General features: G+C 72.0%; 10 protein-coding genes, 2 tRNA genes and 1 other RNA gene. 6 read left to right on the top strand and 7 right to left on the bottom strand.

Annotated elements, in window-relative coordinates:
* Positions 1-239: 239 nt before the first annotated feature.
* Together ACGFSB_RS08260 and ACGFSB_RS08255 are read right to left on the bottom strand one after the other, a co-directional pair.
* Entirely contained in the window at positions 240-2960 is a 2721-nt protein-coding gene (locus ACGFSB_RS08260; protein WP_393395983.1) for a SpoIIE family protein phosphatase, read from the bottom strand.
* A gap of 282 nt (positions 2961-3242) precedes the next feature.
* Positions 3243-3330 (bottom strand) — tRNA-Ser (locus tag ACGFSB_RS08255).
* A 154-nt stretch (positions 3331-3484) separates the two neighbouring features.
* Between ACGFSB_RS08255 and ffs the strand changes: the two genes are divergently transcribed.
* The 6 genes from ffs (at position 3485) to ACGFSB_RS08225 (ending at position 12549) form a co-directional block, all read left to right on the top strand.
* An RNA gene (gene ffs / locus ACGFSB_RS08250) (signal recognition particle sRNA small type) lies at positions 3485-3583 on the top strand.
* A gap of 45 nt (positions 3584-3628) precedes the next feature.
* Positions 3629-5911 carry a DNA polymerase III subunit gamma and tau gene (locus ACGFSB_RS08245; RefSeq protein ID WP_393395981.1) on the top strand — a complete coding sequence of 761 codons (2283 nt, stop codon included), beginning with the start codon at positions 3629-3631 and terminating at the stop codon, positions 5909-5911.
* A gap of 380 nt (positions 5912-6291) precedes the next feature.
* Positions 6292-7554 carry a phosphoribosylamine--glycine ligase gene (gene purD / locus ACGFSB_RS08240; RefSeq protein WP_393395978.1) on the top strand — a complete coding sequence of 421 codons (1263 nt, stop codon included), beginning with the start codon at positions 6292-6294 and terminating at the stop codon, positions 7552-7554.
* A 337-nt stretch (positions 7555-7891) separates the two neighbouring features.
* Positions 7892-9742 (top strand): hypothetical protein, encoded by a 1851-nt coding sequence (locus tag ACGFSB_RS08235; protein WP_393395975.1) that lies wholly within the window; start codon positions 7892-7894, stop codon positions 9740-9742.
* Between the two features lie 279 nt (positions 9743-10021).
* Complete coding sequence (locus ACGFSB_RS08230) at positions 10022-11515, top strand: N,N-dimethylformamidase beta subunit family domain-containing protein (protein ID WP_393395973.1); 1494 nt, start codon at positions 10022-10024, stop codon at positions 11513-11515.
* 137 nt (positions 11516-11652) lie between these two features.
* A complete protein-coding gene (locus ACGFSB_RS08225) occupies positions 11653-12549 on the top strand; it encodes a phosphoribosylaminoimidazolesuccinocarboxamide synthase (RefSeq protein WP_393395970.1) in 897 nt (298 codons plus the stop codon).
* A 106-nt stretch (positions 12550-12655) separates the two neighbouring features.
* Here ACGFSB_RS08225 and ACGFSB_RS08220 read toward each other — a convergent pair.
* The 5 genes from ACGFSB_RS08220 to ACGFSB_RS08200 form a co-directional block, all read right to left on the bottom strand.
* Positions 12656-12731, bottom strand: a tRNA-Gly gene (locus ACGFSB_RS08220).
* Between the two features lie 23 nt (positions 12732-12754).
* Positions 12755-13363 carry a response regulator gene (locus ACGFSB_RS08215; protein WP_393395968.1) on the bottom strand — a complete coding sequence of 203 codons (609 nt, stop codon included), beginning with the start codon at positions 13361-13363 and terminating at the stop codon, positions 12755-12757.
* Positions 13360-14700, bottom strand: a complete 1341-nt coding sequence (locus ACGFSB_RS08210) for a sensor histidine kinase (RefSeq protein ID WP_393395965.1) — start codon at positions 14698-14700, stop codon at positions 13360-13362. The genes ACGFSB_RS08215 and ACGFSB_RS08210 overlap by 4 nt, the downstream gene beginning before the upstream one ends.
* Positions 14701-14714: 14 nt before the next feature.
* Positions 14715-15512, bottom strand: a complete 798-nt coding sequence (locus ACGFSB_RS08205) for an ABC transporter permease (protein WP_393395962.1) — start codon at positions 15510-15512, stop codon at positions 14715-14717.
* Positions 15509-16507 carry an ABC transporter ATP-binding protein gene (locus ACGFSB_RS08200; protein WP_393395959.1) on the bottom strand — a complete coding sequence of 333 codons (999 nt, stop codon included), beginning with the start codon at positions 16505-16507 and terminating at the stop codon, positions 15509-15511. The genes ACGFSB_RS08205 and ACGFSB_RS08200 overlap by 4 nt, the downstream gene beginning before the upstream one ends.
* Positions 16508-16587: the final 80 nt, after the last annotated feature.

The following is a 16587-nucleotide window of genomic DNA, read 5'->3' as shown; positions in this document are numbered from 1 at the left end:
CCGTCATCAGGGTGCATGCGGCCGCCGATACCGCGTCCTGCTCCGGGGTGCTGACGCCGGCTCCGAGCGCAGCGCTACGGGTCGGCGGAGGCAAAGGCAGCCCTGGCCTCGCGCACGGGTTCGGCGGCGTCTTTCGGTGCCGGGCGGGTGTCCATGCCCAGCACCTTGATGCCCGGCCCGGGCGGGGCGCCCCGGCGGCACCGGGCGCAGGGCCCCGGCGGTGGCGTCAGGCGGGGACGTCAGAGGAGTTCGTCGTCGGGGAAGAGGTCGAGCAGCGCTTCGCCGTCCAGGTCCGGTGGCGTGGCCCCTTCGCCGGTCAGGAGCTGCTCCGCCCAGATGATCTTTCCTTCGGCGGTGTAGCGAGTGCCCCAGCGCTCGGAGGTCCGGGCGACCAGGAACAGCCCGCGGCCTCCTTCGTCCGTCGTGGCCGCGTACCGCAGATGGGGCGATGTGCTGCTGCCGTCGGTCACTTCGCAGGTCAGGCCCTGGTCGTGCAGCAGCCGTACCTTGATCGGCGGGGAGCCGTAGCGGATCGCGTTGGTGAGCAGCTCGCTCAGGATCAGTTCCGTACCGAACTCCAGATCCGCAAGACCCCATTCCCTGAGCTTCGCGGCAGCCGCGGCCCGCATCCCGGCGACGGCGCTGGGGGCGGGCGGCACGTCCCATTCCGCGACCCGGTCGGGTCCCAGGGCCTGGGTACGGGCGACCAGCAGCGCCACGTCGTCCTTCGCGCGGGCGGGTAGCAGCGCGCCGAGCACGTCCTGGCAGGTCTGCTCCGGTGTGCGGTCGGTACGGGAGAGCGCCTGGCGCAGCAGTTCCATGCTGACGTCGATGTCCCGGGTGCGGTCCTCGATCAGCCCGTCGGTGTAGAAGACGAGCCGGCTGCCCTCCTCGATGTCCAGTTCCATGGTCTCGAACGGCATGATGCCGAGCCCGAGCGGCGGTCCGGCCGGGATGTCGGGGAACTCGACGCTCCCGTCGGGGCGGACCACGGCGGGCGGGAGATGCCCGGCGCGGGCGAAGCAGCAGCGGCGGGTGACCGGGTCGTAGACCGCGTACAAGCAGGTGGCCCCGGTCATCGCCGAGCCCTCAAGCCCGCCTGCGGCACCCGCCTCGTCCTGGTCGATACGACTCACCAGGTCGTCGAGGTGGCTGAGGAGTTCGTCGGGCGGCTGGTCCAGCGTGGAGAAGTTGTGCACCGCGGTGCGCAGGCGCCCCATCGTCGCCGCCGCGTGCAGGCCGTGGCCGACGACGTCGCCGACGACCAGGGCCACGCGGCTGCCCGGCAGCGGGATCACGTCGAACCAGTCGCCGCCCACCCCGGACTGCGCGGGCAGGTAGCGGTGTGCCACCTCGACGGCGCTGTGCCGGGGCAGTGCCCGCGGCAGCAGGCTGCGCTGGAGCGTCACGGCCAGGGCGTGCTCGCGGGTGTAGCGGCGGGCGTTGTCCACGGACACCGCGGCGCGGGCGACCAGTTCCTCGGCCAGGGAGAGGTCGTCCTCGTCGAAGGGCCCGGGTTTCTCCGAGCGCCAGAAGTTGGCCACCCCCAGCACGGCACCGCGGGCCTGGAGGGGGACGGTGATGAGCGAGTGGATGCCGTAGCCGATGATCTCTTCCGTACGCTCCGGGTCCTGCGCCTGCCAGCCCGGCGCCCGCGACAGGTCCGGCACCAGCTCGGCGTGCCCGCTGCCGAACCCGCGGGCCTGCGGGGTCGACGGAAGGAACTCGATCAGCCGGCCGCACTCGTACAGCGGGTGGTCGTCGCGGATACCGCTGACGGCGGTCCGGCGCATCTCCGGGCTCGTGGGGTTGGGCTCCTCCCCGCCAAGCACCGAGTCGGGCAGGTCGACGGTCACGAAGTCGGCGAAGGCGGGCACCGCGACCTCGGCCAGTTCCTCGGCCGTGCGTCTGACGTCGAGCGTGGTACCGATGCCGACCCCCGCGTCGTACAGCAGCCGCAGCCGTTCCCGCGCCACCTCGGCCCGGCCCGTGAGCGCCCGCAGCTCCGTGGAGTCGCGGATGGTCGCGACAGTCCCCATCGGGCCCCCGGGGCCGTCGGTGGGCCGCTGGTTCACCACCAGCAGCCGGTCCCCCGTCGCATGGACCTCGTCGGTGGCCTCCCGGCCGGACGCCAGCAGCTCGGCTGTGGCGGGATCGATTCCTTCCAGCTCCGCGGCCGGGCGGCCCTCGGAGTCGGGGGCCAGTCCCAGCAGCCGCCGGGCCTCGTCGTTGGCGAGCAGCACCGTCCCGTCGCCCGCGACGATGACGACGCCTTCCCGCACGGCATGCAGGACCGCGTCGTGGTGTTCGTACATGCGGGTCATCTCCGCCGGGCCGAGCCCGTGGGTCTGGCGCCTCAGGCGGCTGGTGGCCAGCGCGGTGCCGCCGGTGGCCACCGCGAGGCCCACCGCGCCCGTGCCCAGGATGACGATCAGCTGGTGGTTGGTCTCGCTGCTCACATTGCGGACCTTGAGACCGGCCGAGACCAGGCCCACCACCCTGCCGCCCGGTGCGGTCACCGGCACCACCGCCTGCACCTCGCGGCCCAGGGGCCCCTGCACGTTCTCGACGAGGACCTTGCCCGCCAGGGACGGTTCGATGGTGCCCACGAAACGCTTCCCGATCCGCTCCGGCAGCGGATGCGTATAGCGGATGCCCTCGGTGTCCATCACCACGATGAAGTCCACGCGCGCCGCCCTGCGGGTCTCCTCGGTGATCGGCTGGAGCACCTTGGAGGGATCGGGTGAATTCATGGCCGCGATGAGCCCCGGTGAATGGGCGAACGACTCCGCGACCGCGACCGAGCGGTTCCTGGCCTCGTTGTCGAGATCGCGCCGGGTCTGCAGCGCGAGCGCCAGGATCGCGCCGACGACGAGCAGGACGACGACTGCCACCTGGAGGATGAAGACCTGCCCGGCGACACTTCTGGGGCGTTTGGGAAGCAGCGACCGAACCGACACGCCCTGTAGTCGGCCGAAACGCCTGATCACATAATCCGTTCTACACCCCTGTCCGCCGGGCGAGCCCTATACGTGATTCCGGTCCCGGTACTGGTAGGAGCCGGCGATCGAGTAGTTCGGTGTTCCCTGTTCCCTGTTTACGATCCGTCGACGCGGACAGGGGCAGCCGTCCGGCCAGAGAAGCGTGAGGTCAGGGCTGCCGAGACCACGACTGAGAGCACGAACGAAGAAGGGCCCCACCGCGAACGGTGGGGCCCTTCGACATCGTGCCCGGTGAGGCACTGGCGGAGGATAGGGGATTCGAACCCCTGAGGAGTTGCCCCCAACACGCTTTCCAAGCGTGCGCCCTAGGCCACTAGGCGAATCCTCCGCCGCAAACAATACAAGACGTTGGGGAGTGCTCGCGAACACGATCCGCTGTCGGGTCCGAGATCGTTCCCCAGGTCGTTCCCGAGATCGTTCGCAGGTCGTTCTCCGGTCGGTACCGGCGTCGCTTCCGGCCCCGGGGATCGGCTAGGGTGGGGTCCAGCCCCTCACGTGGCGCTATCTGACTGAACTCCCCCAGGGCCGGAAGGCAGCAAGGGTAGGTTGGCTCTGGCGGGTGCGTGGGGGGCGCTTTGCGTTCCCGGGGGGCCAGGTTGTCAGTGGGCGCCTATAACCTCGTATGCGTGTCGTCTCTCGCGTTGTACCGCCGTTATCGCCCGGAGTCTTTCGCCGAGGTCATCGGGCAGGAGCATGTAACCGACCCGCTGCAGCAAGCGCTGCGCAACAACCGGGTCAACCATGCCTACCTGTTCAGTGGCCCGCGCGGCTGCGGCAAGACGACGAGCGCGCGCATCCTGGCCCGCTGCCTCAACTGTGAGCAAGGTCCTACTCCGACGCCCTGCGGCGAGTGCCAGTCCTGCGTCGACCTGGCGAGGAACGGACCGGGTTCGATCGACGTCATCGAGATCGACGCCGCTTCGCACGGAGGCGTGGACGACGCCCGTGACCTGCGCGAGAAGGCCTTCTTCGGCCCGGCGAGCAGCCGCTACAAGATCTACATCATCGACGAGGCCCACATGGTCACGTCGGCCGGCTTCAACGCCCTCCTGAAGGTCGTCGAGGAGCCGCCGGAGCACCTCAAGTTCATCTTCGCGACGACGGAGCCCGAGAAGGTCATCGGGACGATCCGGTCGCGTACGCACCACTATCCCTTCCGGCTCGTGCCGCCCGGGACGCTCCGGGAGTATCTGGCCGAGGTGTGCGGCCGTGAGCAGATGGCCGTCGAGGAAGGCGTCTTCCCGCTGGTGGTGCGGGCCGGGGCCGGGTCCGTGCGTGACTCGATGTCCGTCATGGACCAGCTCCTCGCCAGCGCGAAGGAGGACGGCGTCACGTATGCGATGGCGACGTCCCTCCTCGGGTATACGGACGGGTCGTTGCTCGACTCCGTGGTGGAGGCCTTCGCCTCGGGGGACGGGGCAGCCGCCTTCGAAGTCGTCGACAGCGTCATCGAGGGCGGCAACGACCCGCGTCGTTTTGTCGCCGACCTTCTGGAGCGGCTGCGGGACCTGGTGATCCTCGCGGCGGTTCCGGACGCGGCGGAGAAGGGGCTCATCGACGCCCCGTCCGACGTCGTCGAGCGGATGCAGGCGCAGGCCGGTGTCTTCGGAGGCGCCGAGCTGAGCCGCGCCGCCGACCTCGTCAACGAGGGGCTCACGGAGATGCGGGGGGCGACGTCGCCCCGTCTGCAGCTCGAGCTGATCTGCGCGCGCGTGCTGCTTCCGGCGGCGTACGACGACGAGCGCTCGCTCATGGCCCGCCTTGACCGCCTTGAGCGTGGCGGCCACTTCATGGCGGGGCCGCAGGGTGGGGGACAGGGCGGGGGGCCTGGTCCCGCCATGGGGTACGTTCCCGGGCCCGAGGCTCATGCGGGGGTGCAGCAGCAGGGCGGCGCCATGCCGCCGGGTCCCGCTGAGCCGCAGGTTTCGCCGGTTCCGCCGGGGGGCGGGGCCGCGGCGGCGCGGGCCGCTGCGCGGGGGGAGGCGGCTCCGGCTCCGGCCCCGCAGTCGCCTCCGGCGTCACCGGCTGCTGCTCCTGAGGCGGCGGCGCCGTCCGGTGAGCGTCGCCCTGGGGGTTGGCCGACGGCTTCGGCACCGGGAGCGGGAAGCGGACCGGCACAGGCTGAGCCCGCGGCGTCCGCGGCGTCCGCGGCGTCCGCGACTCAGGCGACTCAGGCGACTCAGGCGGCTCCGGCTGCTCCCCCCGCACCGGAAGCTCCCCGTCCGGGCGGCTGGCCCACGGCAGCCTCCGCGGGCGGCGGCACCCCGGCGCCGCAGCAGCCCTCGCAGCCTTCGCAGCCCGCTCCGGCGGCACCCGCCCCCTCGGCCGCCCCAGCCCCGGCTGCCGCCTCCGGAGGCGGGCCCGACCCGCGTTCTCTGTGGCCGAACATCCTCGACGCGGTGAAGGGCCGCCGCCGCTTCACCTGGATCCTGCTGAGCCAGAACGCCCAGGTGGCGGGCTTCGACGGGACGACACTGCAGATCGGCTTCGTCAACGCGGGGGCGCGGGACAACTTCGCGAGCAGCGGCAGCGAGGACGTGCTGCGGCAGGCGCTGTCCGAGCAGTTCGGGGTGCAGTGGAAGGTCGAGGCGATCGTCGACCCCTCGGGGGGCTCGGCACCGCCGCCCGCGGCGGGCAACTTCGGAGGCGGTGGCGCGCCGCCCGCACGCCCGGCCCCGCAGCAGCCGTCCCCGCCGCCCGCCGCGACCCCGGCCCCGGCCCAGGCCCCCGCACCGACCCCGACTCCCGCTCCGGCCCCGGAGCGCCGCCCCCGGGACCATGTCTCCCCGGAGGACGACACCGCGGCGGACGACGACCCCGACCTGGTCGAGTCGGCCCTGTCCGGCCACGACCTGATCGTCCGCGAACTGGGCGCCACGATCGTCGAGGAGTACACGAACGAGCCGTGAGGGGCCTGGCGGGGGCGCCCGGCGGCTCCTGTCCCGCCGCTGCGCGGCGGATCAACCCGCCCGCCCGCCAGATCACCCCGCCCCGCGGTAGGTCTCTCCCGCCCGATCCCCTTGCACTGCCGGGCAATCGGGCGGGTGGGCGGAGAGATCCGTCGCGCAGCGGCGGGACAGGGTGGCGACGGCCCGCAGGCAAAGTTCACCGCGCAGCGGTTGGGCCCGGTGACGGCGGCCCGCAGGCAATGACCCGGCCCCCACCGCACCGCACCCCCCGCGCGCCCCGCCTCTCGAGGCCGGTTCTGGAGGAACGTACAACCCCTGGAGCCGCCCCACCTGGGGCTCCCGTACAAAGGCAAGGTGCGGCCCCCGCTAGGCTGGCGACTGTGAAGGTCCTCGTCATCGGCAGTGGTGCCCGCGAACACGCCCTGTGCCGCTCTCTGTCCCTCGACCCCGTCGTCTCCGCCCTGTACTGCGCTCCCGGCAACGCCGGCATCGCGGACGTGGCCGAGCTGTACCCGGTCGACGCCCTCGACGGCGGCGCTGTGGCCGCCCTTGCCACCCGGCTCGGCGCCGGTCTTGTGATCGTGGGCCCTGAGGCGCCCCTGGTCGCCGGAGTCGCCGACGCCGTACGCGACGCGGGCATCCCCTGCTTCGGGCCCTCCGAGGAGGCCGCGCAGCTGGAGGGTTCCAAGGCCTTCGCCAAGGACGTGATGGCCGGCGCCCAGGTCCCCACCGCGCGCTCCTACGTCTGTACGACCGCCGAGGAGATCGACACGGCGCTCGACGCCTTCGGTGCGCCGTACGTCGTCAAGGACGACGGCCTCGCGGCCGGCAAGGGCGTCGTCGTGACCGATGACGTCGAGGCCGCCCGCGCCCACGCCCTCGCCTGCGACCGCGTCGTCATCGAGGAGTTCCTCGACGGCCCCGAGGTCTCCCTCTTCGCCATCACGGACGGCGTCACCGTCGTCCCGCTCCAGCCCGCCCAGGACTTCAAGCGCGCCCTTGACGGGGACGAAGGGCCGAACACGGGGGGCATGGGTGCCTACTCGCCCCTCCCCTGGGCCGACCCGAAGCTGGTCGACGAGGTCATGGCGAGCGTGCTCCAGCCCACCGTCGACGAGCTGCGCCGCCGCGGCACCCCGTTCTCGGGGCTGCTCTACGCGGGCCTCGCCATCACAAGCCGTGGCGTACGCGTCATCGAGTTCAACGCCCGCTTCGGCGACCCCGAGACGCAGGTCGTCCTCGCCCGCCTGAAGACCCCGCTCGCCGGGGTCCTCCTCGCCGCCGCGAACGGCACCCTCATCGACCTCCCCCCGCTGCGCTGGAGCGACGAGGCCGCAGTGACCGTGGTCATCGCCTCGCACAACTATCCGGAGACGCCGCGCACCGGCGACCCCATCGAAGGACTCGGCGATGTGGCGGCACAGGATGCCCCCGACGCGTACGTCCTGCACGCGGGGACGAAGCACGACGGCGACGCCGTGGTCAGCGCGGGCGGCCGTGTGCTCTCCGTGACGGCGACCGGCACAGACCTGACCGAGGCGCGAGAGCGCGCGTACGCGGCGCTGTCCCGCATCCGCCTCGACGGCTCCCAGCACCGCACGGACATCGCGGCGAAGGCGGCGGCGGAGGCGGCGGAGGCGTAACCAAGGTCGCCCGCGCGTCACCTGCGCGCCATTCACGAACGACTCTCAGGCCCCGGATCTGACACTGGATCCGGGGCCTGACCGTCATCCACCTTTGCCCAAGGCCATTCATTCGAGTGACCGCTGGCCCATCCGGCTGACGATGCCCCGCACCCCAACTAGGGTGCGGCGAAAGCGGTTCGGGCACCCAGAGCCAAACAGACCACCGGCATTGCGATGTCAGTGGCGGGTGCCACAGTGGGGGAGTGAGCAAATCCATCGGCGGCTGCCGTCCGCTCTCCGTCCCGGCCGTCGGCTGGGCAGTAGGCGGAGCAGGCAGCAGGGGGTGACATCGGTCGTGTCAGGTACGGGTGTGGAGGTGGGTGCGCAGTCCGCGCGTTCCCAGGCGCTCGCCGTGTTGCGCGTTCGCAGCAGGGCACTGGCCGTCGCACTGCTGCCAGCGGCCGTCGCCGTCGTGCTGCTCGCGGGCGGCGCCACGGGCCATATCGCCGACGGGAGTTGGGACGTCGTGAGCGTCGTCGTGACGGCCGTCGCCGCCCTCGTGCTGCTCGCCGCCGGGGGCATCGCGCTCGTCGTCGCGCGGGCCAGGCCCGCCCTCAGCCCCACCGTCCCGATCGCCGAGCGCTCGGCCCCCGATCTGTATCGAATGGTGCGGGACCTCGCCGACCGCCTCGACGTGCCCGCCCCGTCGGCGATAGCGCTCACCCCGGACTGCGACAGCTGGCTCGAGGACCGCACACATCCGGCGCACGGCCCGCCCGCGGAGGCCTCGGCCCCGGCGCCTGTGGAGGGCAATGGCGTACGGGACAGCCGCCCCGCCCCCCGCCGCCAGCCCCCCGTGGCTCCGGTGCTCGTCATCGGCTCCCCGTTCCTCTGGTGGATGCGGGTCGGCGAGCTGCGCGCGGTCCTCGCCCCGGTCGTGGCAGGCACGGGACCTTCGGCGCACCCGGACATAGCCGCGGCCCGGCGCTTCATCCGCGGGCTCGACGCGGCGGTCGCGGTCACGTCCGCTCCGGGGCGAGGGCCGCTCGCGCGCATCGTTCTCGGCGGCGCCGGCTGGGTGACGCGGCTGCTCCTGCGCAGCTGCCGTGGGCACGCGGGCGAGATGGAGCGCGGAGTGGCGGCAGCCGCCGCCGAGCGCGCACAGGCCGTGGACTATGGAGTCCGGATCGTCGCTCAGGAGCAGGTGGGCCTGGCGTATGCCGGGTGGGACCGGCTCCTGACCAAGGTCGCGCTGCCCGCCTGGCGGATGGGCCGCTGGCCGTCACGGCTCGACGCGGGCGTGGTCGCCGCCCTCACGGAGCTCTCCCGCAGGGACCGCCTGGCCGAGGGCTTCACGTCCCGCCTGGGGGAGCGCCCCGCCTGCGATCTCCTGGAGGAGCCGGGTTCCGCGGACGAGGCGGCTTCGCTGCTCGCCGCCCGCCTCTTCCACGGCGGCCCCGCCGAGACGGGTCCCGACTGGGCGCCGGTGGCCTGGCAGGAGTATCCGGACGAGGTCGTCGACCGTAAGTGGCGCATGGACGCCGCCCGCCTGCACCGGGTTCTCGACTCCTTGGACATCAGCCCCGATGCCGAGCCTGTGCCCCCCGGCTCCAAGGGTCCGACGCTGGGCCGCGTACTGGACCACCTCACGGCGGAGGGCGATCAGAGGGGCAGCGGCAGCGAAAGCGGCAGTGACAGCCCACTTTCCGTCGACTTCGACAACGTAGAGCCCGAGGACTTCGTAGAGCCCGAAGGCCTCCCAGACCCCGTAGGCCCCCTAGACCCCCTAGACCCCGAAGAGTCCACCGACGGCCCCGGCGGGCTCCTGGCCGCAGGCCTCACCGCCGAGCTGGCCCGCGAGGAAGCCGCGGCGCCGCCCCGCCCCGCCCCGACGGGGCAGGGCCCGGACGACGCGCTCTGGGACGACGGCATGTTGCCCTTGTTCCCCCTCCAACCGCCACGCACGGGGCGGGAGTTGCTCGCCGACCACGTCACGGCCCTCGTCTGCTGCGCCGCCGTGGACACGGCAGGCGCCGCCCCCGGCCTCGACTGGCTCGACGGCCCCTCCCTCCTGGTCGACGGCGAGCGCGCGGCGGACCTCACGCCGCATGTCCTGAGCCTCGTCGAGGACGGCGACCCCATACCCCTCAAGGGCTGGCTGGCCCGCCTGGGCGTCCGCCCGGAGAAGCCCGTACGGCTGGTCTGAGCCGAGCCCGAGCCGAGCCCGAGCCGAGCCCGAGTCGAGCTGAAGCCCTGCCGGGCCCCACGCCCTCCACCGCCCCCACACCCCGCCCCCGGAGGGCCCCGTTCCGTTCCCGTCAATTAGCGACGAACGGTGACGGAGTGCGTGCGTAATGTGATGTGCTGGGGCCGGTCGCTCGACCGGACGCACCTGAACCGGACGTATGACGCACCTGACCGGGCGCACACGGGGCGGAGGAGACGGCGACACCGCAGCCAGGGGGAGTGAGGGAGGGGTACACACATGGGGTCGGAGCAGATCCGCAGATGGGAATCGGGCGCGCTGGCGCACGCCGTGACCGACCCCTTCGGGCAGGGCCCACTGCCCTGGCTCCGAGGCGCCGAGCACTACTTCGACGACACGGGCCAGGTAGTGCCCTGGTACGTCGACCACGCCCCGGCCCCCGGCGCGCAGAACATCCCCGCGCCCCGCACCCGCACCCGGAGGAACGGCCCGCGTACCGCCGACGACGTGCACGGCCAGATCAAGGGTTTCGCCTCGACCGGCGCCGCAGCCCCCGGCGAGGCGATCGACTTCCACGTGACGGTGGATCCGCCCCAGCAGTTCAACGTCGACATCTACCGCATCGGGCACTACGGCGGAGACGGCGCGAGCCACATCACCACGAGCCCCCGGCTCTCCGGCATCGTCCAGCCGCCCCCGCTCACCGCCGACCGCACGGTCTCCTGCCACCACTGGTGGCTCTCCTGGCGGTTGCAGATCCCGAGTTACTGGAGCGTCGGGGCGTATGTGGCGGTCCTCACCACCGTCGGCGGCTACCGCTCGCACGTCCCGTTCACGGTCCGCGACAACCACCGGGCCGACCTGCTTCTCCTGCTGCCCGACATCACCTGGCAGGCGTACAACCTCTACCCCGAGGACGGCCGCACGGGCGCCAGCCTCTACCACGCCTGGGACGAGAAGGGCCGGCTCCTCGGCGAGAGCGAGGCTGCCCACACGGTCTCCTTCGACCGCCCCTACGCGGGCGCGGGCCTGCCCCTCCATGTGGGCCACGCCTACGACTTCATCCGCTGGGCCGAGCGTTACGGCTACGACCTCGCGTACGCGGACACCCGCGACCTGCACGCCGGACGCATCGATCCGACCCGCTACCGAGGCCTGGTCTTCCCGGGCCACGACGAGTACTGGTCGACGAACATGCGGCGCACCACGGAGCAGGCCCGCGACCACGGCACCTCCCTCGTCTTCCTCTCCGCCAACACCATGTACTGGCAGGTGGAGTTGGGCCCTTCCCCGTCCGGTGTCGAGGACCGCCTGCTGACCTGCCGCAAACGCCACGGCCCCGGCAGGCCGGCCCTCTGGCGGGAACAGGACAAGGCGGAGCAGCAGCTCCTCGGCATTCAGTACGCGGGCCGGGTCCCGGAGCCCGCCCCCCTCGTCGTACGCAACGCCGACCACTGGCTGTGGGAGGCGACCGGCGCGCACGAAGGGGACGAGATCGAGGGCCTGGTCGCGGGCGAGGCCGACCGCTATTTCCCGCGCACCACGCTCCCGGAGCACCAGGGCCGCATCCTCCTGGCGCACTCTCCGTACGAGGACAGCGAGGGCGCCACCCGCCACCAGGAGTCGTCGCTCTACACAGCCCCGTCCGGCGCCCTGGTCTTCGCGTCCGGCACCTTCGCCTGGTCCCCCGCGCTCGACCGCCCAGGCCATGTGGACACCCGCGTCCAGCGCGCCACCGCCAACCTCCTGGACGGCATCTGCAAGCGGGACTGAGGCCCCCATCCCGGCCCCCGTCCCGGCCCTCATCCCGGCCCCGCCCCTCTCGAGACACCCGGGCCGGCCCCTGGCCAAAAGCTGTCTCCCCATGCGGGAGAATCAACAGCACTCAGTCAGAACCACGGGGAGGAACCGTGTCCGGATTCGTAGAAAAGCCCGAGCCGATCGAGGTCCCGGGCCTGGTGCACGTGCACACCGGCAAGGTGCGCGACCTGTACCGGAACGAGGCGGGCGACCTCGTGATGGTCGCGAGCGACCGTATGTCCGCCTACGACTGGGTGCTGCCCACGGAGATCCCTGACAAGGGCAGGGTCCTCACGCAGCTCTCCCTGTGGTGGTTCGACCAGCTCGCCGACCTCATCCCGAACCACGTCATCTCCACCGACCTGCCGCCCGGCGCCCCCGCCGACTGGGCGGGCCGCACCACGGTCTGCAAGTCCCTGGCGATGGTCCCGGTCGAGTGCGTGGCCCGCGGCTATCTCACGGGCTCCGGCCTGGTCGAGTACAACGCCTCGCGCACCGTCTGCGGCCTCGCGCTGCCCGACGGCCTGAGCGACGGCTCGGAGCTGCCCGCGCCGATCTTCACGCCCGCCACCAAGGCGGAGGTCGGCGAGCACGACGAGAACGTGAGCTACGAGGAAGTGGCGCGCCAGGTGGGCGCCGAGACGGCGGCCCAGCTCCGCCAGTCGACCCTCGCGGTCTATGGCAGGGCCCGCGACATCGCCCGCGACCGGGGCGTCATCCTCGCCGACACGAAGTTCGAGTTCGGCTTCGACGGCGAGCAGCTGATCATCGCGGACGAGGTCCTGACCCCGGACTCGTCCCGCTTCTGGCCCGCGGACTCATGGCAGCCGGGCCGCGCCCAGCCGTCGTTCGACAAGCAGTTCGTCCGCGACTGGCTGACTTCGGAGGCCTCCGGCTGGGACCGCAAGAGCGAGCAGCCCCCGCCGCCGCTCCCCAAGGACGTGGTGGACGCCACCCGCGCCAAGTACATCGAGGCGTACGAGCGTCTGACGGGCATGGTCTGGTAGCAGCCCGCAGCCCGCAGCCCGCAGCCCGCAGCCCGCAGCCCGCAGCCCCAGTGGCGGCAGACATGAAGAAACCCCCGGCGCCGAGAGGCACCGGGGGTTCTTTCTATGGAGCGGACGACCAGGTTCGAACTGGCGACCTCAACCTTGGCAAGGTTGCGCTCTACCAACTGAGCTACGTCCGCGCTGCGCCGAAGCGCGAAGCCAACTATACCCAACCCCGCTCGCGTGCGAGACGCACCGCGGCATGACGGTTCTCCGCCCCGGTCTTCGTGACGGCCGACGAGAGGTAGTTGCGGACGGTCCCCTGGGACAGCGCGGCCCGCTCGGCGATCTCCGCGACGGGCGCGCCGTCGGCGGCCAGTTCGAGCACCTCGGCCTCGCGGGCGGTCAGCGGCGAGTCCCCGGCGGAGATCGCGTCGGCGGCCAACTCCGGGTCCACATAGCGGTTACCAGCGTGAACGGTGCGGATGATCTCGGCGAGGCGCTGCGCGCTCACGGTCTTCGGCATGAAGCCCCGCACCCCCACCGCGAGCGCCCGTTTGAGATGCCCCGGTCTGCCATGGCTCGTCACGATCATGGTGCGGCAGTGCGGCAGTTCGTCCCGCAGCGATGTGGCGACACTCACACCGTCGGCGCCCGGCATCTCCAGGTCGAGCACGGCCACATCGGGCTGATGGGCCCGCGCCATGGCGAGCGCCTCGGGCCCCGATGCCGCCTCGGCGACCACGACGAGATCGTCCTCGAGCGCGAGGAGCGCGGCGAGAGCGCCGCGGATGAGGTGTTCGTCATCGGCGAGCAGTACGCGAACACTCACAGGGCCACTTCCGTCCGGTCCGATCGCGGGGCGGCATCGTCGCCGGAAACGGCGTCGGTATCGGCACCAGCACCAGCACCGGCACCAGCACCGGCACCAGCACCGGCGTCCGGCACGGCGATGCGCAGCGGAACCTCCGCGCTCAGCCGGAACTTCCCACCGCCGGAAGCGAAGTCCAACGTCCCGCCCACCGCGGCAAGACGCTCCCGAAGCCCGGCGAGCCCGGACCCCTTGCTCTCCGGCGGGGCATCGGGCGCCCCGTCGTTCTCGACAGTCAATGTCGTACGTTCCTCAGTGACGGCCAGGGCGATGTCGCAGCGATCCGCGTCCCCGTGCCGCAGCACATTCGTGGCCGCCTCCCGGACGACCCACCCCAGAACCGACTGCACAGGGACCGGCAGTTCGGAGGCCGGGACGCCGGTGACCCGGCAGGCGATCCCCGCCGCCTCCAGGACGCCCTGCGCACCGGCCAGCTCGACCCTCAGATCGACCTCGCGATATCCGCGTACGACCTCCCGGACCTCCCGCTGCGACTCCCGCGCGATCCGCTGCACCTCGACCATCTGGTCGACCGCCTCGGGCCGCCCGCGCCGGGCCAGCTGCACCGCCAGCTCGCTCTTCAGGGCGATGACGGCGAGATTGCGGCCCATCACGTCATGCAGGTCACGGCCGAACCGCAGCCGCTCCTCGGCCACCGCGAGCCGTGCCTCCACCTCGCGGGCGCGGTCGGCCTCCCACATCACGGAGAGGGTCCAGGCGCCGCAGCGCGTGGTCAGCAGGGAGAGGAGTGCGCCCAAGACGATCACCAGGGCCGTACCGATGAGCCGTCCGTCGTGGATGCCGACCGCGGCGAACCCGGCCACGAACGCGGCGTCGATCACGGCGAACCGGATCAGGAAGGTGCGGACCGGTACGGAGAAGGCCAGCGACTGACCGTAGGGCATCACCGTGAACATCGTGGTGAGGGTGAGCATCTCCTCCTTGACCCCGCCCACGGCCTGGATGGCGAGCACGAGACCCAGCGTCATGACCATGAGCGCGAGCGAAACGGCGAGGTCGCGGCGCGGTGGGTCCGCTCGCTTCAGGAAGTGGTCGAGGGAGCGGCGCAGTGTGCGGTTGACGTGGACGCACTGCAAGGCGGCCACGCCGATCAGTGCGCAGCCGAGGATCAGCGGAAGGGGCTCGTGCCGCAGGTTCGCGATCAGCGGCACCGAGCCCCAGCTGACGAAGAAGAGCCAGGGCATGGCGTGCCACATGACCACGCTCTGGAACTCGACCTTCTCGATCTTGCTCCGCTCATGCCAGCCGCGTTGCAGCCCGCGAATTCGCCTGACCACGCCTGACCCCTCCTCTAGCGTCGCGGTTCCCAGCGGAACCACCGTCGTACAGCAAACACCGAGAGCGCGGTCCAGGCGACCGCGACGGCGAGGGCGCCCAGGGTCTCGGTCCCGGAGAGCTCCCCGGTCCAGCCGCCGCGCACCAGCGTGATCACCGGGCTCAGGGGCAGCAGCTCGCAGACCGAGGCCAGCTTGTCGGGCATGACCTCGAAGGGGATGAACAGTCCCGAGCCGAACATCGACGCGAACGTCAGAGGCATGGCCATGACCTGCGCGGACTCCACGGACTTGCTGACACTGGCGGTGACCGCGGCGAGGCCGGTGAACATCACCAGGCCCAACAGCACACCGAGTACGGCGAGATGAGGCGCGCCCGGCGCCCCCGCGTCGAGCAGCGCGGCACAGCAGACCGCGAGGACGACGCACTGCGTCAGACCGATGGCGGCGGACGGCAGCGCGGCCCCGGCAAGGATCTCCGGGTCCCGCAGCTCGCCGGTGCGCAGCCGCTTGAGCACCAGTTCCTCGCGGCGGGCGGCGAAGACGGTGGTGAGCGCCGAGTAGACGGCGAAGAGCAGGGAGATGCCGATGGCCCCGGGCACCACGACGGCCCCGATCGAGAGCCCGTTGCCCTTCAGATCCATGCTGTCCGCGACCTGGCGCAGGCTGAACGGCATCACGAGCGGCACGAAGAGCGCCGCGAACAGCGTGCCCTTGCTACGCCCGAGCAGCGTCAGCTCGGCCCGCGCCAGCGCCCGCATCCGCCCCGCGGGAGTCGTGGTCACTACGGCTTTCGTCATCGTCGCCGTACTCATGCCACCGTCTCCTTCGCTGCGACACGGGCGGCATCCGAGACGGCATCCGAGACGGCACCCGAGGAGGCACCCGAGGCACGCTCGGCCTCCCGCGCGATCCGCAGGAACGCCTCCTCCAGCGACGCGGCCCGCACATCGAGCCTCCCGAGCTCGACGTTCGCGTCCCGCGCCCACAGCAGCAGCCCCGTGGCCGCCCTCTGCAACTCGTGCGTACGCAGCCGGACCCGGCTGCCGACCACCTCGTGGTCGCTCACCCCGAGCTCGCCGAGCGGCGGCAGGTCCCCGACGAAGTACCCGGTGGGCAGTTCGAAGGAGACGTGCGAGGGCTGCTCGGCGACCACGTCGGCCACCCGGCCCTCGGCCGCGATCCGCCCTTCGTGCAGGATCGCGAGCCGGTCGGCGAGGTTCTCGGCCTCTTCGAGGTAGTGCGTGGTGAGCAGTACGGTCGTGCCGTTGTCGCGCAGCGCCCGCACCAACTCCCAGGTCTCGCGGCGCCCTTCGGCGTCGAGTCCGGTCGTCGGCTCGTCGAGGAAGAGCACCTCGGGCCGTCCGATGAGCGCCGTAGCCAGGTCGAGCCGCCGCTTCTCACCGCCGGACAGCATCTTCACGCGGACGCCGGACCGCTTGCCGAGCCCCACGAGCTCCAGGGCTTCGGCGGCCGGCCGCGCCCCGCTGGTGCACGCCGCCCACATCTGGACGGTCTCCGCGACCGTCAGCTCGGAGGGGAAGCCGCCCTCCTGCAACATCACGCCGATCCGGTGCCGCACGGCGCCGCGCTCGGTGTACGGATCGTGCCCGAGCACCCGCACCTGCCCCCCGGCGGGTGCGGCGAGCCCTTCGAGGAGTTCGACGGTGGAGGTCTTGCCCGCGCCATTGGTCCCGAGCAGCGCGAACAGCTCACCCCGTCCGACGGAGAACGAAACTCCCCGGACCGCCTCGAAGCCTCCCCCGTACACGCGCCGAAGATCGGTCACGTCGATCACTTGGTCAGTCATAGGAAGAGCGTCCCCCGGGCGTCGGCGCCGGAGCAGTGCGCGCTGTCACCGGCTCGCATGACAAATGTCAGGAGGCCCGG

Origin of the sequence: Streptomyces sp. NPDC048441, from assembly GCF_043200235.1 — a bacterium.
GTDB lineage: Bacteria > Actinomycetota > Actinomycetes > Streptomycetales > Streptomycetaceae > Streptomyces.
Note: the sequence above shows the minus strand (reverse complement) of the source record. Positions and strands in the feature narration are given on the sequence as shown.

Coding starts and splice junctions, on each gene's coding strand:
- ACGFSB_RS08230 (WP_393395973.1), top strand. CDS start 10,022: ATGGGGTCGGAGCAGATCCGCAGATGGGAATCGGGCGCGCTGGCGCAC.
- ACGFSB_RS08205 (WP_393395962.1), bottom strand. CDS start 15,512: ATGAGTACGGCGACGATGACGAAAGCCGTAGTGACCACGACTCCCGCG.
- ACGFSB_RS08200 (WP_393395959.1), bottom strand. CDS start 16,507: ATGACTGACCAAGTGATCGACGTGACCGATCTTCGGCGCGTGTACGGG.